14 protein-coding genes and 1 pseudogene are annotated in these 20,138 nt (G+C 55.5%); 11 read left to right on the top strand and 4 right to left on the bottom strand.

Features of this window, described 5'->3' with window-relative positions:
- Positions 1-7: 7 nt before the first annotated feature.
- From QEH53_RS16170 to QEH53_RS16160, 3 genes are all read left to right on the top strand, one after another.
- Complete coding sequence (locus QEH53_RS16170) at positions 8-1,186, top strand: N-acetylmuramoyl-L-alanine amidase (protein WP_309024256.1); 1,179 nt, start codon at positions 8-10, stop codon at positions 1,184-1,186.
- Positions 1,187-1,263: 77 nt separating this feature from the next.
- Positions 1,264-5,139, top strand: coding sequence for a phosphoribosylformylglycinamidine synthase (gene purL, locus QEH53_RS16165; protein ID WP_309024255.1), 3,876 nt, complete (start codon positions 1,264-1,266; stop codon positions 5,137-5,139).
- Between the two features lie 236 nt (positions 5,140-5,375).
- Positions 5,376-6,728 carry a HAMP domain-containing sensor histidine kinase gene (locus QEH53_RS16160; RefSeq protein WP_309024254.1) on the top strand — a complete coding sequence of 451 codons (1,353 nt, stop codon included), beginning with the start codon at positions 5,376-5,378 and terminating at the stop codon, positions 6,726-6,728.
- Positions 6,729-6,748: 20 nt separating this feature from the next.
- On the opposite strand, the gene QEH53_RS16155 is transcribed toward QEH53_RS16160, so the two are convergent.
- Entirely contained in the window at positions 6,749-7,576 is an 828-nt protein-coding gene (locus QEH53_RS16155; protein ID WP_309024253.1) for an AraC family transcriptional regulator, read from the bottom strand.
- A 78-nt stretch (positions 7,577-7,654) separates the two neighbouring features.
- On the opposite strand from QEH53_RS16155, the gene QEH53_RS16150 reads away from it, so the two are divergent.
- Together QEH53_RS16150 and QEH53_RS16145 are read left to right on the top strand one after the other, a co-directional pair.
- Positions 7,655-8,413, top strand: a complete 759-nt coding sequence (locus tag QEH53_RS16150; protein WP_309024252.1) for an SDR family oxidoreductase — start codon at positions 7,655-7,657, stop codon at positions 8,411-8,413.
- Between the two features lie 26 nt (positions 8,414-8,439).
- The gene (locus QEH53_RS16145; RefSeq protein WP_309024251.1) at positions 8,440-9,513 is read left to right on the top strand and encodes a mannonate dehydratase; all 1,074 of its coding nucleotides are present in this window, start codon (positions 8,440-8,442) and stop codon (positions 9,511-9,513) included.
- 124 nt (positions 9,514-9,637) lie between these two features.
- Here the strand turns inward: QEH53_RS16145 and QEH53_RS16140 are convergent, their stop codons facing one another.
- Entirely contained in the window at positions 9,638-11,935 is a 2,298-nt protein-coding gene (locus QEH53_RS16140) for a response regulator (protein WP_309024250.1), read from the bottom strand.
- Between the two features lie 155 nt (positions 11,936-12,090).
- On the bottom strand, positions 12,091-13,287 hold the full coding sequence (locus tag QEH53_RS16135) for an amino acid aminotransferase (protein WP_309024249.1): 1,197 nt from the start codon (positions 13,285-13,287) through the stop codon (positions 12,091-12,093).
- A 342-nt stretch (positions 13,288-13,629) separates the two neighbouring features.
- On the opposite strand from QEH53_RS16135, the pseudogene QEH53_RS16130 reads away from it, so the two are divergent.
- Both QEH53_RS16130 and QEH53_RS16125 read left to right on the top strand, forming a co-directional pair.
- A pseudogene (locus QEH53_RS16130) lies at positions 13,630-13,908 on the top strand (peptidylprolyl isomerase); the annotation flags it as partial.
- Positions 13,909-13,911: 3 nt separating this feature from the next.
- A complete protein-coding gene (locus QEH53_RS16125; protein ID WP_309024271.1) occupies positions 13,912-14,193 on the top strand; it encodes a peptidylprolyl isomerase in 282 nt (93 codons plus the stop codon).
- A 97-nt stretch (positions 14,194-14,290) separates the two neighbouring features.
- Here the strand turns inward: QEH53_RS16125 and QEH53_RS16120 are convergent, their stop codons facing one another.
- Complete coding sequence (locus QEH53_RS16120; protein ID WP_309024248.1) at positions 14,291-17,707, bottom strand: ATP-binding protein; 3,417 nt, start codon at positions 17,705-17,707, stop codon at positions 14,291-14,293.
- Between the two features lie 146 nt (positions 17,708-17,853).
- Here QEH53_RS16120 and QEH53_RS16115 point away from each other — a divergent pair, with 146 nt between their 5' ends.
- The 4 genes from QEH53_RS16115 to QEH53_RS16100 all read left to right on the top strand — a co-directional run bounded on the left by QEH53_RS16115 (position 17,854) and on the right by QEH53_RS16100 (position 19,657).
- Complete coding sequence (locus QEH53_RS16115; RefSeq protein ID WP_309024247.1) at positions 17,854-18,195, top strand: cupin domain-containing protein; 342 nt, start codon at positions 17,854-17,856, stop codon at positions 18,193-18,195.
- A gap of 181 nt (positions 18,196-18,376) precedes the next feature.
- Positions 18,377-18,793, top strand: coding sequence for an Hsp20/alpha crystallin family protein (locus QEH53_RS16110; RefSeq protein ID WP_309024246.1), 417 nt, complete (start codon positions 18,377-18,379; stop codon positions 18,791-18,793).
- 23 nt (positions 18,794-18,816) lie between these two features.
- A complete protein-coding gene (locus QEH53_RS16105) occupies positions 18,817-19,194 on the top strand; it encodes an Hsp20/alpha crystallin family protein (RefSeq protein ID WP_309024245.1) in 378 nt (125 codons plus the stop codon).
- Between the two features lie 136 nt (positions 19,195-19,330).
- A complete protein-coding gene (locus QEH53_RS16100; protein ID WP_309024244.1) occupies positions 19,331-19,657 on the top strand; it encodes a hypothetical protein in 327 nt (108 codons plus the stop codon).
- Positions 19,658-20,138 lie beyond the last annotated feature (481 nt).

Here is a 20,138-nt window from a genome sequence, read left to right as displayed (position 1 = left end):
GTGCGGCATGCGTTTCCTTCCCTTACTTTGGCTGCATGGCCTGCTCGCTTTTTCGGCGGTTGCGGATCCGGACGCGATCTATCGAGCCCTGTACTCGGAGCGGAATTGGGATGAGTTGGAAGCTTTTCAGGGCACCGCGAGCCGAAGCTTCTTTGAGGAGGCGATGGATCGGACTTATGCGCCTATCGTCGATTGGCGGTCGTGGATGCAGGTGGAGGCCGACGGTGTTTGGATCGAGAAGGGTGAAGCTCTCGGCGGGGAGCGTCTTTTTTTGCGATTCGCGGGTGAGGAGCAGAAAGATCGAGAGGAGCTGGAGGTTCCTCGTGGGTTTGTGGGACTGCGTATCGTTCTCGATCCGGGGCACATCGGCGGAGAGTGGGGACCGGTGGAAGAGCGCTCGTTTAAGATCGGCGATGGGCCGCTCGTGCAAGAGGGAGATTTGACGTTAGCGATCGCGCAGCGACTGGCTGATCGTTTGCGAGCTTTGGGGGCGGAAGTGCTTCTGACGCGGGAGTCCGCAGTGCCGACGACAGGCTTGCGCGTTGAGGATTTTTTGGGAGAGGCGAAAGCACGACTCGGGGAGGGAGACGAGAGGCTGCAGGCTTTAGCGGAACGATTGTTTTATCGAACAGCGGAAATTCGGGCTAGAGCGGACCGCATCGAAGATTGGGGCGGAGCGGATTTGGCGCTGGCCATTCACTTGAACGCCAGCGGCTTTTCCGACCCAGAAAATCCTGAGCTGCACGAAGCGAACGACGCTCATGTTCTGATCAACGGCTGTTATTTAGAAGGAGAGCTCGCTTCGCCAGATCAGCGCTTGGAGCTATTGCTTCGCTTGTTCAAGGGTTACCACTTGCAGGAAGAGCGGGTGGGCTCCGCTCTCGTAGAATCGATCCGCGAGCACACTGGCCTGCCTGCCTACCTCTATGAGAGCGGCAATGCTCACCCCCTCGACGATTGGGGCTACCTTTGGGCGAGGAACCTTTTGGCGAGCCGGATTTTCGATTGTCCCGTGGTTTACCTGGAGCCTTGGCAAGCGAACAGCGCGCCCGTCTACGAGTGGGCGGCAGCTGGCGATTACGAAGGGTTGCGGGAATTTGATGGGCAGTTGAAGCCCTCCTTGCCGTCACTGTATTGCGACTTTGTGCTAGCGGGCTTGTCGAAGAGCTTTCCGATGCCGGAGTGAGCGAATTGGGAGTCGGCTAGTTTTTTCCCGACTCCGCGCTTGTCGGGCAAGCGGTAAGCTCTCAGTTTGCCAGCGTTATGATCATCCTTCGTGGCGCGCCCTCTCATTCTCACTTCCGTTTGCAAAAGCTGCAGGCTGCTCTCTCCGCAGCGGGCCTGCCGGTCAAATCCGTTTACGCTGAGTACCTGCATGCTGCCGAAATCGAAGGTGATCTCACGGCTGACGAGCATGAGGTCCTCGCCAAGCTGCTGACCTATGGTCCCACGCTCGAAGAGCATGAACCTGTTGGCCTGCAACGAATTGTGGCACCGCGTCCAGGCACGCTTTCTCCCTGGTCGTCTAAGGCAACTGACATCGCCCACATCTGCGGTTTGGCTAAGCTAGAGCGGGTGGAGCGAGCAATTTCGTTCTGGATCGAATTTGAGGACGGCGACCTCGATGTAGATCAGTTGAAGGCGATCGACGCCCAGCTGCATGACCGGATGACGCAGGTCGTTTTCAGTACGCAAAATGAGCTCGCGGTGCTATTTCGCCACGAGGAGCCCAAGCCCTACGCGACCGTTCCGGTTTTGGAAGGTGGCCGTGCAGCCTTGGCCGCTGCTAACAAGGATCTGGGGCTTGCCTTAGCGGAAGACGAAATCGACTACCTCGTGGAAAGCTTCCAGAAGCTCGGCCGAGATCCGGCGGATATCGAGCTGATGATGTTTGCCCAAGCGAACTCAGAGCACTGCCGACACAAGATCTTCAACGCGTCTTGGGATATCGACGGCCAAGCCCAAGAGAAGTCGCTCTTCAAGATGATCAAAAACACCTTCGAGATGCGCAGCGAAGGGATCCTCTCGGCTTACAAGGATAACGCCGCCGTGTTTGAAGGCAGCAAGAGCAACCGATTTTTCGCTGACCCGAAGACCAACGTTTACGGAACCTCCCTCGAGGACATAGCGATCCTCTGCAAGGTCGAGACTCATAACCACCCGACCGCGATATCCCCGTTTCCTGGTGCAGCAACCGGCTCCGGCGGCGAAATTCGCGACGAAGGCGCGACTGGGATAGGCTCCAAGCCTAAGGCTGGTTTAAATGGATTTACGGTATCCAATTTAAGACTACCAGGAGCTGTTCAGCCGTGGGAGAAGGAATTCGGCAAGCCGGAGCGTATCGTATCTGCCCTCGATATCATGATCGACGGACCGCTCGGCGGGGCCGCTTTCAACAACGAATTTGGCCGTCCCAACATTCTCGGCTACTTCCGTACGTTCGAACAGGAAGTTCCTGGCGCTAACGGGCCGGAAATCCGCGGCTACCACAAGCCCATCATGCTCGCCGGCGGCTTGGGCAACATCCGCACAGAGCACATCGAAAAGGGCGAAGTCCATGCTGGCGACAAGCTCGTAGTGCTCGGCGGTCCGACCATGCTCATCGGCTTGGGCGGCGGAGCGGCGAGCTCTATCGATAGCGGAACCGGCAACGAGGATCTCGATTTCGCCTCTGTGCAGCGCGACAACCCGGAGATGGAGCGTCGCTGTCAGGAAGTTATTGACCGCTGCTGGGCCCTCGGTTCTGAAAACCCGATCTCTTTTATTCACGACGTCGGAGCTGGCGGTCTTTCCAATGCGATGCCCGAGCTCGTGAACGACGCCGGCAAGGGCGGTATCTTTGACCTGCGCAAGATCAACAATGACGAGCCAGGCATGAGCCCCCTCGAAATCTGGTGCAACGAGTCGCAGGAGCGCTACGTGATGGCCATCCCTGGGGGACGCATCGAGGCCTTCGAAGAAATCTGTAAGCGTGAGCGTTGTCCGTATGCTATCATAGGCGAAGCGACCGATGAGCGACGGCTCGTTCTAAACGATCCGCACTTCGGCAACACGCCTATCGATATTCCTCTCGACGTTCTGCTCGGAAAACCACCCCGCATGCACCGTGACGAGAAATCGCTGGTTCGTCCGCAAGAGCAGCTTAAGCTCTCCAGCGTCACGCTCGCGGAAGCGACCAAGCGCGTTCTCTCGCACCCCACCGTAGCGGACAAAACTTTCCTCATCACCATTGGCGACCGTACCGTTACGGGTCTCATCCATCGCGATCAAATGGTCGGACCGTGGCAAGTTCCAGTCGCAGATTGCGCTGTGACAGCGTCATCGTTCGATGGATACACAGGTGAAGCCATGTCCATCGGTGAACGCACGCCGACGGCCGTCAACAACGCTGCTGCTTCGGCTCGCCTCGCGGTAGGTGAGGCGTTGACCAATCTCGCTTCCGCGCAAGTTGGCCCGCTAACGCAAGTAAACCTTTCCGCCAATTGGATGGCAGCTCCCTCCGTGGCTGGCGATGCGGCAGATCTTTATCAAGCTGTTAAGGCGGTCGGCATGGAGTTGTGTCCTGATCTCGGAGTTACGATTCCTGTTGGCAAGGACTCCATGAGCATGAGCACCGTTTGGCAGGAAGAAGGTGGCGAGAAGCGTGTCACTGCTCCGACTTCGCTCATTATTTCTGCCTTCGCTCGTTGCGAAGACATTCGCCTCTCGCTCACGCCACAACTTATCCAAGATTCGGATACGAGCTTGATTCTCGTCGATCTTGGCCGTGGAAAGAATCGTCTCGGCTCATCCATTCTCGCCCAGACCGTTAGCCAGATGGGCGAAGGATCGCCAGATGTGGACAGCGCCGAGGACCTCAAGAATTTCTGGAACGCGATCCAGCAGCTTGGCAAGGAGGAGAAATTGCTCGCATACCACGACCGCTCCGATGGCGGTTTGTTGGCAACTGCGGTCGAGATGGCGTTCGCGGGCAACGTTGGTGTCGATTTGGAGATCCCCACCGATACGGACGCCTTCGCGTCGCTTTTCGCGGAAGAATTGGGAGCATTGATTCAAGTCAAGGATAGCGATCAAGACGCTGTTTTTGAGGTGCTTAGTAATTATAAGTTGGATACGTGTAGTTCGGTAGTCGGAGCTCTCAACGATGATCAAACGTTCAAGGTGCTTCAAGGTGGGGAAGACATTTACGACGAAGACCTTTCGGTGCTTCGCGGTATTTGGTCGGATGTGACCTTCCGCATGCAGAGCTTGCGCGATAACCCAGAGTCGGCCCAATCCGAGCAAGAGATTCGTCAAGACTTATCAAATAAGGGTATCAACCCGAAGCTTACCTTCGATATTCAGGTCGGTAAGGATTTCGACTCGCGCCCGAAGATGGCGATCCTTCGCGAGCAAGGCGTAAACGGAGAAGTGGAGATGGCGGGAGCCTTCCACCGCGCTGGTTTTGAGGCAATCGACGTGCACATGACTGATGTACTCGATGGTAAAGTTTCGTTAGCGGACTTCAAGGGACTGGCGGCTTGTGGTGGTTTCAGCTATGGAGACGTGCTCGGCGCGGGCGAGGGCTGGGCCAAGAGCATTCTTTTCAACGCGAAAGCCCGCGAAGCTTTCAGGGCGTTCTTCGAGCGCGAGGATACTTTTTCGCTCGGCGTGTGCAACGGATGTCAAATGTTGAGTAATCTGCGTAGTTTGATTCCGGGTACGGCGCATTGGCCGCACTTCGTGCAAAACCGCAGCGAGCGTTATGAAGGTCGTTTGGTTTCCGTGAAGATCGAAAAGAGCCCAAGCGTACTCTACAAGGACATGGCTGGCAGTGTGCTGCCGATAGCGGTAGCTCACGGCGAAGGCAGAGCAGAGTTTAAGAGCGCAGCGGCTGCGGCGGCTTGCGATGCTTCCGGGCTGGTCTCTGCTCGCTACGTGGACAATAACCACAATGCTACGGAAGCGTACCCGCTTAATCCTAACGGATCGCCGTTTGGTATCACTTCTTTGACGAGCGAAGATGGTCGGTCGACGATCCTGATGCCGCATCCTGAGCGTGTATTCCGTACGGCGCAGCTTAGCTGGGCGCCTAAGGAGTGGGGCGAAGATTCGCCTTGGATGCGCCTATTCCGGAACGCTCGCACGTTTGTAGGGTAGGTTTTAGAACCACGGATTCGCTGTGATTTTACTGGATAGGGTTAAGCTTTGGCTCATCCCTTTCTTCGGTTTATCCGAAAATCGCGTTTAGATAGCGATTTGTGGAGGATGGGGATGCTTTACGGTTTTGAGAATCTGGTTTGACGGGCGTCGATACTGGTCCTTACGTAGGCTTTACCCTTCGGTTTAGGCGACATTTGTCGTTTAGGTAATATATCCGATTTTCCATCCTCACCATGTATAAATCTTTTCAATACGCGTTGCAGCCCTCAGAGCTTGAGCTCAAATTTCACGCGAGCCGCCTCGACTCGGATAAGCGTCGGCTGGCGCGTGTATTCTGGTTTGCTTTGACCGTGACCTGCACGTTTGCAGTGCTTGGCTTGATACTAGTGCCAGCTTCGAGTTCCAGGACGGCTATGAATTTGCTGCGTCTAATTGGCTTTATTGTACTGGGCTCGGGCTTGCTTTCGATGAGCCGGATAAAAACGAAGCATACGTTGGACTGGGTGGGGTTTGGCTGCGTGGCGTGGTTGATCGTTCAGGTCGAGTTCGGACACTATCTGAAGTTAGGCTCATTCGAGGCGATGGTGGCTTGGGACGTATTCATTCTTTTTCTGTTGTATTTGGCTTTGCCTATCTCCCTGGTTTTTCAAGTCGTGCTCGCGTTGATCTTGAGTGTGACGAGCCTTTCGATTTGGATCTCTGGGCTGGGGGACCTCTATTTTGGGGTGGAGTACGTGGGAGTGACGAGCGTCTACATCGGGGCTAACTTTTTTGGCTTCGTTTGTTCGGTACATAACGAGCGAACGGCTCGAGAAGAGTTCGGGCTACTCGAGAACGAGAAGCGTTTGAAGGCGGATCTCGAATCTGCATTTTCCCGTCTGGAGTCGACGATTGAAAGCCGTAACCAGATTTTCAGCATATTGGCTCATGACTTGAGGGGGACGATGGGTGGGCTCGATTCGGTTGGGAAGTTACTTTCCGAAGAAGATTCAAAGTGCGAAGTCGAGCGCCAGGAGTTGCTCGATTTGCTGTGCCTGGGTACGAAAGCTAGCTACGATTTGTTAGAGGATCTTCTTCAATGGGCGCTGGCGGAAAATGAGAGGTTCCAATCCGAGCCTGAAGATGTGTCGCTGAGCGCAGCGGTTTCCCGCAGCATGGAGCTCACGGCGGTGGTGGCTCGCAATAAGGGTATCGAGCTTAGTTCGTCGATTGACGAAGCGCTGATGGTTCATGTCGATCCCAAGATGTTGGATACGGTGATTCGGAATCTCATCTCAAACGCTATAAAGTTTACCCATTCGGGTGGTTCCGTGAGGGTTGCGAGCGCGGAGGTAGAGGAAGGATTTGTCGAGGTTTCGGTTTCGGACACCGGGGTTGGGATCGATGAGGGGCGTCTGTCTCGACTCTTTCAATTGTCGCCCAGCGAAAGCTCGAAGGGTACGGCGGGAGAGCTGGGAACGAGTCTTGGCTTACGCGTCTGCGGAGATTTCGTGGCCAAGCTGGGCGGCCGTATTTCGGTGTCGAGCGAGGTCGGGATCGGGACGTGCTTCACGGTTACGCTTCCATCGATGCGACTAACTGTTTAATGTGCGCGCGGGCATGAGGCTCACCTGCTCGGAGCGCTGCCGTGGTGCTTTTTGTAGGCTCGGCTGAAGTCTTGGGGGTGACGGTAACCCATCTCGTAGGCGACGCTTTTTACGGAGTGGCCTTCCAGCTTTAGCAAATGGCGGGCGTGGTCCATCTTGAGCTTTTGGAAGTGGCTTCCAGGGGATTCGCCGAGCTCGTTCATGAAGAGGCGGTGAAGTGTCATGGGAGAGGTGTCAAGGAAGCGGGCGAGTGAGCTGGCGGGGTTGGTCTTGTTGAGGTTATGCAGCATCCATTGGCGAGCGGCGCGAATGCGGTTTTGGCCAGGGCTGCTATTCTGCGTTTCGCCTGCTTTTTGAAATGTGAGGTCGAGCAGGCTACGGATATGGAAGAGCTCGATCCTGTTTTGTTTCGATGTATCTAGGGTGGAGATACGGGATTGCTCATGCAGGGCGGCGAGGAGCCTCGTCTGATCCTTGGAGAAGGAGAAGGTTTGGTAGAAATCTTTAGCGAGCTGCGTCTCGCTGAGCGGGGCTTCGCTCCAGATCCAGTTGAGCACTTTGACCCCGGTGGCCTTTTGTATGGGAAAGCCGAAGGGTAGGGCAGGCCCGCATAGCATGCCTTCTCCGGCTTGGAAGTTTTGGGTGCCTTGCGGGTTCTGGAGAGTTACGGCTCCCTCGAGCAGGATCCAATAGGTCCATCCTGGGTTGCTATGCATAGGGATCGCCTCGCGAGCGAAATTGCGTTCGCCCCACCCGAGGTAGACGAGAGGCTGGTTTATGTCTCCCTGCCAAGTCGGATAAAGGTCGGAGGGCGGGTGCAGGCGGTGCGGATATTCTGGAGGGGACATAGGAATTTATAACATCGGGTTAATTTAACCGTTATCAATTCTCTTTTTATTAGGGAGCTTGCGCGTAGATTCGACCTTATGAAGAACGCATTTGATCTCGCGGGCCAACGGGCCCTGATCACCGGAGGAGGCACGGGAATTGGCTTGGGCATGGCCAGATGCTTGGTGGCCAGTGGCGCCGAGGTTATTCTGGTAGGTCGGCGCGAATCGGCCCTGCAGGAAGCGGTGGAGGAAATCGGCGAGCGCGCTTCGTATCGGGTTTGCGATGTGACGGATCTGGCGGCGATTCCGGACTTTGTGACGTCAGTGGAAGCGGCGTTAGGCCCGGTGGACACTTTGATCAATAACGCAGGCGTACACTTGAAAAAGGACGCAGCTGGGATCAGCGATATTGAGTTCCAGACGGTGATGCAAACGCACGTGAACGCGGCGTTTGCCTTGAGCCGAGAATTCGGCAAGGCCATGATGGAGCGGGGATCGGGCAACATCATTTTTACAGCGTCGATGGCTTCCATTTTCGGGATCCCCATGGTGGCGGCCTATTCGGCGGCCAAGACTGCCCATCTCGGTTTGGTGCGGGCTTTGACGGCTGACTTCTCTCCGCGTGGGGTGCGTGTGAATGCGATCGCTCCGGGGTGGATACATTCCGAGATCATGCACAAGGCGGTAAACGCGGATCCCAAGCGCAAAGAGAAGATTCTATCGCGTACGCCGCTTGGCGACTTCGGTGACCCCGAGGACGTGGGCTGGGCGGCTGCCTATTTGGCTTCGCCCGCCGCCAAGTTCGTGACAGGGGTTTGCTTGCCAGTGGACGGCGGCGCATCGATCGGCTTTTAACTGTAGGTAATCTTAGGATACGGTTTATGAAATTGGGATTTGGCCTCTATCGGCATATGCTCGACCGCGAGCACCTTCGCTTCGCCAAACAGGCGGGAGCTACACACATCGTTGTGCACTTGGTGGACTACTTTAACCAAGGTGGCGACGGCAAGGACCAGCCGACGACAGGAGGTCGTGGCGGGGGCTGGGGCCATGCAGGCAATCCGGACCACCTATGGAGTAAGGAGGAGCTGCTGGAGATAAAGGCTTTGATCGAGGGCGAAGGCTTGGTTTGGCACGCCATCGAGAATTTCGATCCGGCTCATTGGCACGACGTCTTGTTGGACGGTCCGAAGAAGGCTGAGCAAATTGAGGGCTTGAAGCAGATGATTCGCGTTATCGGCGAATTGGGGATCGCGGTGATGGGCTACAACTTCAGTCTGGCGGGTGTTTTTGGTCGTACCACCGGCAACTATGCCCGTGGTGAAGCGGGCGGCGTGGGGATGGAAGGTTTCGTGGACGAAGAGCCGATGCTGGATGGCATGGTTTGGAACATGACCTTCGACGAACACGCGACAGGCACAGCGGAGCGCACGCGAATCAGCAGCGACGAGCTTTGGGCTCGGCTTAGCTATTTCTTGCAGGAGCTCGTTCCGGTAGCGGAAGAAGCGGGCGTCATGTTAGCGGCCCATCCGGACGATCCTCCGGTACCGCGTTTGCGCGATACCCCTCGTCTGGTTTACCAGCCGGAAATGTATCAGCGCCTCTTGGATATCGTTCCGAGCCGGTGCAACGGCCTTGAGTATTGCCTCGGCACCTTGGCAGAGATGACGGAGGGCGATATCTACGAGGCGACCGAGAAGTATGCGGCGCAACAGAAAATTGGATACGTGCACTTTCGCAACGTCCGAGGTAAGGCTCCGAACTACGAGGAGGTCTTCATCGACGAGGGTGACATCGATATGGAGAGAATCGTAGCGATTTTGAAAAAGCACGATTTCCAAGGTGTACTTATCCCGGACCATGCTCCGGCTATGGCGTGTTCAGCTCCTTGGTTTGCTGGAATGGCTTACTCGATGGGCTACATGAAGGCCTTACTGGGAGCTCTACAGAAGTAGGGAGCAGCGTCGTCGATTGATCTTAGGCTCGGGTTTGCGGATTGAATAGTTCTGGGGGGAACTTTTCCGCGGCCCGGGCCTTTTTCTATTTTTGGTTCCGAAGTTAACGAGTGAGGGCAAGAAATTAGGATCGGTTCTTCTTTTTTTGGAAATCTCCGAGGACTCGCTTAATCTTGGAGCGGGAGATGGGCTTTGTAATGAAATCTTCGATACCTGATTCCGTACAGGATTGTCTGGTCTGCGGCGTCGAGTCGGCTGTGACCGCTACGAAATAGGGGCGCGGTCGCCCGTTGCCTTTCGAGCGGAGCTGGTTGTGAGTCTCGATGCCGTTCATTTGGGGCATGTGGATGTCGAGGAAGACAATGTCGTATGGGTTTTGGGAAATGAGCTCGATGGCGGTGGCGCCGTCGCTGCAGGCCTCGGAGTCCAGCTCGAGTTCGGAAAGAACTTCGCGCAGGACCTCCCGGTTGCTCTTGATGTCGTCGACGATAAGAGTACGGGTATTGGGCGGTGGCTTGAAGTCGGCGTCGCTGGAGTGTTCGGGGAGGTCGCTTTGGGAAACGTGGGTTGAGTCGACTGGGATCCAGCCGCTAAAGGTCATGCCGTGCTCAATGTTGCGAGAGGGTTCAATATGGCCTCCGAGGATGTCGAGGGCGCGGCGGCAGATGCTGAGCCCGAGACCAGCGCCTTCCTTCTCGCGGGAGTTGGAGGAATCGACTCGAACGAAGGGTTCGAATATCTGCCGCATGCTGTTTGGGGGGATGCCCGGGCCGTCGTCGATGACATTGAAAATCAGTTTGGCGGAGCTGTTGGTCGCATCAGCGGCCTTTAGCTTAAGCATCAGCAGGACCTTGCCTTGCTCGGTAAACTTGATGGCGTTGTCTATTAGGTTGTTGAGAACGTTCCGTAGAAGTTTCTTGTCGAGAGCGAAGCTTTGGTCCCGTGGCCCAGATAACGAGGTGAGAAAGCTGATGCCTTTTACTTCGGCCTTGAGGGAGAAGGTCGATTCGAAGTCACTGCGCAGGTCGTTGAGGGTGACAGAGTCCGATTCGCGGTCGTAGATTTCGGGATCCATCTTGGAAATCTCGAGCAAGCTGTTGATGTGCTCATGGAGTTGGTGTCCTGCCGAGTTTATGCTGCTGGCGATAGCGGAAACCTTGGGATCGACGCCGGGGCGTTTCATGAGGATTTCGGAGAATCCAAGGATGGGGTTGAGGGGTGTTTTGAGATCATGGCTGATCATCGCGAGGAAGCGGTCCTTGGCTTGGTTTTCGCGATTGGAATTTACGAGCGCTTCCTCGAGGCACTTCAGGGCGGTGACGTCGCGTCCGGAAAATTGGATTTCTTGGGCGTCGTTTTGCAAGTCGCCGATCGAGGTCGCTTGCCAGAGGTGACGCAGGTCTTGCCCGTTGTGGGTTAGGCTATGTGTGAGGAATGAGTGTTGGAGAGCTTCTTTGGCTCCGGTTCCGGTGGCGATGGAGAAGTCTGCGAGATTTGGGTACTGCTCGATGGCCTGTTCGAGTGTAAGTTCGAGATCGAGCTTGTCGGTGTGGAGGAAGTGCATTGCGAAAACTGAATTGTAGTAGGTGATCTGGAGATCAACGTTGACGCGAACGACCGCGTCTCCTTGCGATTCGGCGATCGCTCGGTAGCGTTCCAGCAGCTGGAGGTTTTCGTTTTCGGTTCTTTTGCGTTCTTCTATGAGTTGGGTTGTTCCTTCCATGTGAACAGCGGTTCCGTCCCTCCGGCGTTGGGTAACGACTCCGAACTGTTTTATCCAAAGGTATTGGTTATCAGCGGTGCGGCAGCGGTACTCCGAGTCCCAGGTATTCTTTTTCCCATCGATGGTTTCTTGCAGGCATTGCTTCGTTTCATCAGAGTCTGCGGGGTGGATTCGATTGATCCAAAAGGATGAGTCGCTTTGTATTTCCGAGTACTGGAAACCGAGCATGCAGCCGTGAGGTCCGGCAAGGTCCAAGGTGTCTTTGCTAAGGTCCCAGTCCCAACAGACTTGTTGGGAGCAGCTCATCAACAGGTTCGTTTTCTGCAGAAGATTCTCGTAGCGTTGGCGGTAGCTCTCTTCAGCTTTGAAGCTTGGGTGCTCAGGTCCGATGGGGCTGAGGGTGACTCGAAAGCATGTCTCTGCTTGGCTGTTGTCACCGAGACGCTCGAAGTGGAGTGTCGTCGCTGGGCGGTTTTGGGGGTTGGGAAGCGTTACGTGCCAGCTTTGTTGCTCGCTTCTGAGGAAGGTTTCGAATGCGTTCTGGCAGGTTTGCTCCAACTCGGGCTGGACAGCGGAGGACCAGCTTATCGGACTTGAGGCCGACGGGGATTCTGTATTTGGATCAGCGACAACCTGGGCGAGGGCGTTTATGAAAAAACTCTGAGGGAATGACCTACTGTCCAGTTTGGTTATTTTCATGAGGAGAGGTTGGCTGCAGGCCAATGGGCCTTTCTATACTGGGAGTACTTCTGTGTCGTAGACTACCGGTTATTGTTGAGTTATCAAATGACAGGCACGAAAAAGGCGAGCCAGAGGCTCGCCTTATCCACAAATCAATTAGCTCTACTACTTCCCTAGAGGACGGCTTTGATGGCAGCTACGACGCGATCAATGTTTTTGTCGGTTATGCCAGCGACGTTGATGCGGCCGGAGTCGACGATGTAGACGCTGTGGTTCTCGCGAAGGGCAACAGCTTGTTCCTTGCCGAGACCGGTGAAGGAGAACATGCCTTTCTGCTCGGTGAGAAAGCTGAAGTCGCGCTCTACTCCTGCTGCTTTGAGCGCATCCACGAATTGGGTACGCACGCTGGCAATACGCTCGCGCATGGCGGCGAGCTCCGCATGCCATTTCTCGGTGAGAGCTTCGTCGGTGAGAATGGTGGTGACGATTGCTCCACCGTGGGCGGGCGGGTTGGAGTAGTTGACGCGTACGGAAATCTTGAGCTGGCTAAGGAGGTTGGCGTAGTTCGCTGCGTCGTCGGTGACGACATGAAGGGCACCGACACGGTCTTGGTAGAGCCCGAGGTTCTTCGAGAAGGATTGGCACACGAAGGCGGGAAGGCCGGCCTTGGCTACGATACGAGCTGCGGCTGCGTCCTCTTCGATTCCGTCACCAAAACCTTGGTATGCGAAGTCGATGAGCGGTATCCATTTCTTGGATGCTGCGATACGTGCAACATCTTCCCATTGTTCGGAAGTGAGATCAGCTCCAGTAGGGTTATGGCAGCAGCCGTGCAAGATGACGACGTCTCCGGCGGGAATAGCCTCGAGGGATGCGAGAAAACCGCCGTAGTCTAGGCTGAGGGTAGCGGAGTCGAAGTAGTTGTAGGTTTCAACGTTGAGACCGGGTGCGGCGAATATGCCTTTGTGGTTGACCCAAGTGGGGTTCGAAACCCAGACGGTCTTGGTTTCAAGATTCTTTGCTATGAAGTCGGCGGCGACGCGCAGGGCGCCGGTGCCGCCGGGCGTTTGCAGAGAGGCGACGCGGCCTTGGAGTTGACCAGCGAGTTCCTCGCCGAAGCAGAGCTTTTGGGTGAGGCTAGCATACGCGGGCGTGCCAGTCATAGGCAAGTAGCTCTTGGAGGTGGAGCTTTCGAGCATGCGTTTCTCCGCTTCCTTGACGGTGTCGAGGATGGGGGTGTCGCCGGACTGGTCGACGAAGACGCCTACGGAGAGGTTGATCTTATCGGGACTGGGATCGGCCTTGAATGCCTCGGTGAGGCTGAGGATGGGGTCCGCGGGAGCGAGGCTAACGGTGTCGAAGTGTGACATGGCTCTGATAGTTTAGGCTGTGTGTGGTTTTGGTGCTTTGTCAGGCAGCGGGGACCGTAGTTCGAGACGGATCCGTGTCAATGACGTTGGAAGGGCTAAGTAGCAGGTTCCGTGGGTGGGAAACGGTCTTGGGAGAACGGGTGGATGCGATAGGATTCGGAGGTTGCGATTCGAGAAAGCTGAGGTTCGGGTAATCTTTGGGGTCTAGCTGGGGCAATTGGGATGTGTCCTAAATGTAGATTGGCGGTTGGCCAGATTGGGGCTTTACGCGTCCGAAGGAGATTGAGAGGGTTGCAGTTCTCTTAAATTCGAACTGATCACACACGACCCTGTTACAATACTATGTCTAGAGCAAGTGCCCGTCATATTCTCGTTGAGAGCGAAGATCTCTGCAGCGACCTGAAGTCTAAAATCGAGGGCGGAGCGTCCTTCGCCGATCTTGCCAAGGAGCACTCGAAGTGTCCGTCTGGCCAGCGTGGTGGCGAGTTGGGTGAGTTCGGAAAAGGGCAGATGGTGCCTGAGTTCGACGAGGTGGTCTTTTCGGCGCCGGTGAACGAGGTGCAAGGTCCGGTCAAGACGCAGTTTGGCTTCCACCTTTTGGAAGTGACTGCTCGCGGGGACTCGATGCCTCGGGCGAGCGCTCGCCACATCTTGGTCGAGTCGGAAGAGCAATGCAGCGATCTGAAGGCGAAGATTGCGGCGGGCGAGTCATTCGAGGCGATGGCCAAGGCTCACTCGAAGTGTCCATCCGGCCAGAGCGGCGGAGCCTTAGGCGAATTCGGTCGTGGGCAGATGGTGCCTGAATTCGACGAGGTTGTTTTCTCAGCGCCGGTCAACGAGGTGCAGGGGCCAGTTAAGACGCAGTTTGGCTACCACCTTCTGGAAGTGACAGACCGCAACGTTTAGAGACTCACCGAAGAATTCTTCTGTATTTCGAGGCCGCCCTGAAGGGTGGCCTTTCTCTTTGGCGCTTGGGCTTAGTGTCTGCGGTCCTGAGCAATTTTCATCGCGTAGAGCTCGCGGGGCGCGGCGTATGTTCTGTGGGAAGAGTAAGAGTGGCGGTGGCTCCGAGTCCCGTCCCTGGGGATTTGAGAGTGAGCTCGCCTCCGAGGACCTTGGCCGCATTTGCGCAGCTGTGGAGGCCGAAGCCGTGCCCTTTGGTCTTCGTGGTGAAGCCGTGGCGAAACAGCTTTTCGTAGATCTCCGTGGCGATTCCGATGCCGTTGTCGCTTACGTAAATTGAGATTTGATCCGTGCTCACGTGTTGGGCCGAGCTGAGGGCGATGATCCCGATTTCGGGACCTTGTTCGTAGATCGCGTCGAATGCGTTGGAGATGAGGTTCAGGATGACGTCGAGAAGGCGGTGCTTGTCGTTCTTAACAATGAGGGCATCGGGGATTTCGTTAATGATCTCGATTTGGTGTCTTCCGTGGTCCTTGCCGATGATGCTCAATGCGGTTTCGCAAAGCTCGCGGATGCAGACATCTTCGATGACGCAGTCGTTTTTGGCGTGGGTTTGTTGGGCCGCTATGACACTTTTTATATGGTCGATATCGTCATTCATGACGCCCAGCTCATATAGGGTGGCGGCCATCTCGTCTTCCAGTGTCTTTGATAGTTGTAACAAATAGTTGGGTACGTTTTTGCCTCGAGGGTCGCTCGAAATGAACTCGGCTAGGTCAGATTGGTGCTGGCAAACGAGGTTCGCGATGCGACCGAGTTTGCTAGCGTGGGATCCTTGGGTTTTTTGGCTGAGGACATTTACGCTGACGTTGAGCGAGTTCAGTACATTTCCGACATTATGCAGCACGTTAATAGCGACCTCTGCCTTGCCGGCGGTGCGGGCGGTGTCCACTAGCTGATTTTGCATTTCCTGCAGTTGGTTCAGGGTCGCGGTCAGGGTTTCGGTGGTAGCGGTGAGCTCCTCGGTTTTTTCCTCTAGTTCGTTATTCTGGCTTTCGAGCCGTCCGGCTTGCAGCTGGAGCTCCATGTTCTTAGCTTCGACTTCGTTAGTGCGTTCGCGAACGAGCTGAGCCAGTTTGCGGCTTTTCTGTATCTGGACGCGGTTGTAGTAACGAACGATGGCGAATACTACGATGGCGGCGGCGGTCAGGTAGAGAGCGTAGGCCCACGGTTTCAGGTACCAAGGAGTTAGTATTATAAATTCGTAGTCGTGAGACGAATACATTTCGCCGGTGGCGTCCATTGCGTTGATTCGAATAGTGTAGTGCCCCGGGCTTAGGTTGCTGAGTTCTCTTTCGTGGTCGTCACTGAAGTCGTCCCAAGCTGAGTCGAGACCATCGATATAGATTTGATATTGGTGGTGCGAGGCGGCGGAGAAGCTCGGAAACTCGATGCTGAGCTGGAGCGAGTTTTCGGAGTGTTGAAGGATCAACGGGGCGTCGGCGCTGGCTTTGATGGGGAGCGGCTGGCGTGTGTTGGCTAAGCGGATACGATGAAGTCGGGGTCTTATCTCTGCTGCGGTGGCTGAACGAGGTTTGGCTTTCGCTCGAATTAGGCCAAAAATTCCCCCGGCCCAAATATTTCCATTGGCTGCTTGAGCGATACAGGTGGCTCGGGTATCGATGGAATAGCCGATGCTGGAGATGTCTCCGATAACGGACTTGTCCGGCCGGGGAAGGACGATGCTGCTACGGGCGTTGAGCGCGACGAACGCATCTTCCCCGTTTCGGCCGAAGACCTGCTCGAAGCCGTACGGGGGGCCGCCCGGGTAGTAGTGCATCTCGTTGTCGGTGACAAACGTTTGGCTCGAGTTGTCCCAGCGGACGCAGGGGCTGGTGTTGACGTAGAGCTGGCCCTCAATGTTGACTATGGTGGACCAGATGCCCTTGGTCGGGTTTGGCAGCGGGATGGTTTCGGTGTGGCCTCCTTCTTCGTCTAGGAAGATGCGGGCGATTTCAGAGCCGCCGAGACTGCCGAATAGATTCCCGTGCTCGTCTTCTGCCAAGCTGTAGACGTCCTGCTCGGGACCTTCTAAGCGGGCAATGAAGGTCCACGCACCGTCGCGTCGTTCGTAGCGATGGATGCCGCGGAAGTTGCCTGCAAGGACGACGCCGGGGTGTTTCGGTGGTTGGAAGAAATTGGTTGGACCGACAGGATCTATTTCGCGGAATTGCTGGTCAGCGTCCATCACGAGGGTGATGCCTCCGGAGATGAAGAGGGTGTCCTGGACTACGATCATGTCCTCGATATCGTTCTGCTGCCGGAGCAAGGTGAAGGCCTCGCTCATTTGAGTGGCGTCAGGATTGCTGACGTAGAGGCCGTATTCGGTGCCCAGGTAGATGCGGTCGTGCAAAAGAGCGATGCTTGTGATGTCCTCGACGAGCCCGTGGCTTTCGTCGAAGAACAGTGATTGGGAGTCGCTAGGAACGCGGGTTAGGCTGTTTTCTGTGGCAATCCAAACGCCGCCTTGGGAATCGACGCCGACTTTCTGGATATGGACGTCGTCAAGTCCCTGTTGCTTGGAGTAATGTAGAAGGGTTTCGCCTTGGTTGTCGATGATGAGTAGGCCCTTGGAGGAGGTGCCGATTGCGAGGGTGCCCGGAGCGGTCTGGGCAAAACTGGTGACGCGTGTTGGGTCTTCCGCGAGCGCGGTGGAGCCGGGCCAGAGCGCGGTTTTGGAACCGTCGAAGGAGATGAGCTTGTTGGTTTGGGTGAGGAGCCAGACGCCCCCCTCGATGCGAGGCGCGACTGCGGTCATCCACTCATAGACATTGCAGGAGTCGAGAAGGGAGGTTGCGTCGGTCAGGGTATTCGTTTCCCAGTCCCAGCGGGCGAGGAGGTTGTCGTTGCCGCCCGTCAAATAGAGCTCGTCTTCGATGGCGAAGCAGCTAGTCGCCCAATTCGATAGTCGGTGATAGTCGATGTTGCCATCGGGATCGACGATTACGAGATGGATTCCCGCGAGTCCGAAGAAGTGTCCGCGAGCGAAGGCAGCAATTTCTAGGCTCGGGAGGTTGGTTGGATACTTATCGGCTGGGGTCAGGGATTCGACCTGGTAGCCTCCGAAGGCGTCAGCGTCTAAACGGGCGAGTCCGTCACGTTGGGATATTATCGTTTGCTTTTGCTGAGGGAGAATCAGGCTGTGGTTCGCCCAGGCAAGATCTCCGACTCGCTCCCAGTTGGTACCGTCGAAGGTGAAACAGCCGACGGAGGTTAGGATCGCGAGCTCGCCATTGGGCAGGGAGCCCAAGTGGTGAATGGTTCCGCGGACGCCGGTATCTCGGGAGTAGTATGTTTCGACTCGCGGAATGCCCCATAAGGAGAGGCGGGCGTCGTCGATTTGGCTGCTTGCGTCTTGGCGGCTGAGCAGGAGAAAGCAGAGCGTCAGCAGAAGCGGGACGGGGCGAGTTACTGCCGCGAAAAATAGAAGTAGTGGGATGGGGAGATGCTTCGGCATGTCTTGCTTTCCCGATTATGACACACGCGGCTCTGCATTTAAAGCGAATCGCGTCTATTTGGCGGTGGTTTAACAGGGGATTTAAGAGTTCCGGCGAGTGCCGCTTTGCGTTTGCTCTTAGGTGGAGCTCTGATTGCTTGTGAGCGATGAGTCAGTTCGAGATTACCCAATTGGACGAGGTGGCTGCCGTTCCGTGTCCCTGTGGCCAATCGCGGCGCGCTTTTGCGACACCGGACAATCCGGTGGCGACGCTTCACCTCGTGGACATTTCCAAGGACGCGAAAACGCATTACCACAAGAAGCTGACTGAGATCTACTTGGTGCTCGAAGGAACTGGACATATGGAGCTCGACGGGGAGCTCTATCCGGTCAAACCGATGACCTCAGTACTGATCAAGCCCGGCTGTCGTCATCGGGCCATCGGTAATTTGAAAATCGTCAATGTCCCCGTGCCCGCCTTCGATCCTGAAGACGAGTGGTTCGATTGATGAGGCACTCTGGGACAAGCTGACTCTTTGTGACATTTGTCACTGTGAAAATATGTTTCACAGCTGGGGATCGATAAATTCACAAGTCATTGAATAACAATGTCAATGAGCTGTTTAGCTCCTTGGCATTTCTTGTGCATCAAGACAGGCACACCTTAAATTCAATCGAAGGAGGATTACCATGAAACTCGTAAAACGTAACACATGGCCAAGCGATCCGTTTTTCGAAATGGACCGACTTTTTAACCGGGCTTTTGGCTCCAGCGAACTGTGGCCAGCAGCATTCAAGAGCCCTGCCCACCGTGACTTCCCGCTTGATGTCTACGGTGACGATGAACGCTACTACGTAACCGCTGAGCTTCCCGGTGTACCTCGGGATGCCGTAGATCTCAAGGTGGAGAACTCCGTTCTGAGCATCATGGTCAACGTGGAGGATAAGACGGAAAGTGGAAGCAGCAGGCGAACCATGACTCGGAGCATCACCGTAGGCGACGACATCGATATCGATGGCGTGTCCGCGAAGCTCGAAAACGGGATCTTGCAGGTAAGTTTGCCGAAGGCGGAGGAACGACGGCCTCGCAAGATCGAAATCTCCTAAACGTTTAACTGAAGGGATCTGTCATGAATACTGAAATTGCTACGAATCAAAACCAGTCGGCGGAAAAGGAAGTGAAGTCCTACCGGAAGCCTGAGTACGCCGTTCACTCAGAAGACAACGCCTACCGCTTGGAAGTGCACCTGCCGGGCGTCCCTAAAGACGGCGCTCGGATCACGCTCGATGGGAATTTGCTGAACATAGAGGCATCGCCTGTTGACCTCGTCCAAGAAGAGTGGAGCACCTTCCGCCGCGAGCGTGCGGAAGGGGACTTCCGGCTAAACCTTGAGCTCAACGTCGATATCGATGCGGACGAGATAAAGGCCAAGGTGGAAGACGGTGTGCTCACCGTGAACCTGCCTCTCGCAGCTAAAGCCGCCAAACGCACGATCGCGATTCAATAGCGAAAGTTGAGGTTGTCATCGGCGCTTCTCCACGAGGGAAGCGCCATCTAACCATCCCGCGGTCAACTTTTACAGTTTGAGACCGTCTTTCCTGAGTTGCCTTTCTCAGTATCCGCGATTAACTTATGTAAGAAATATGGATTCAGAGCCAAACGATCAACTGATACCGCGTTGGCAGGCTCCAGGTGCGACTGATGAAATCTACGACGTTGCAAAGGCGGCCATGTTGGCGGGTATAAGCTCGCGTACGTTTCTAAAGTACTTTCGTTTGGGCCTGTATCAGTCTCTTGGAGACGCTTCTCGCCAAGGATATCAATTCGATTGGGAGGCAGTGTACCTCGCTCGCCAAGCTGAGCGAGTGCGTGCCCGGTTTTGTGTAGAGATGCGTGTCGCTACTTTGGTAGTGAAGCTTAAGAAAGAGAACGAAGTACTCCGTGAGGAACTTCGTTTTTGGCGCCGTTAACTCTATGGTTGCCTCGTTTACCAGAGGGCAGTTCTCCAACCTTCGACAACGATGCTTGCAGAAGACAAAGTTCAAACAAAATTAGATAGGTCCCGCAAGAAACGGGACGCATGGTTGCAACGGGCAAAGCGGATTGAGGCGGCGCTCGCCAAAGAGTCTTGGCTTCCGATCGGACTTCGGAGCTTATTAGTTTCAGAGATGTCGCAAGTAGTGCGAGACCTGCGGTGCGGCCGCCGAGCCCGAGCCTCGTATGTGGTGCACTGCCTCGCCCACATGAGTTTACGCTATGGCCCGAGGTTGCTCGATTCGGAAGCTGTAGAGCAATTACGAATACTCGATTTGGAGCTGGGTATGGCTGAAAAGAGCCGCTCCCGTAAAAACCGTTTCTGTTCAAGTTAACGCTCTTTGCGGTGAGAGGGACTGTCGCGGCAATCGCTCTCGCACTCGAAGCGTTTAATTCTAAAAGAGGAAGCATCAATAT

Source organism: Pelagicoccus sp. SDUM812002 (assembly GCF_031127835.1).
In the GTDB taxonomy this organism is placed as follows: Bacteria; Verrucomicrobiota; Verrucomicrobiia; order Opitutales; family Opitutaceae; genus Pelagicoccus.
Note: the sequence above shows the minus strand (reverse complement) of the source record. Positions and strands in the feature narration are given on the sequence as shown.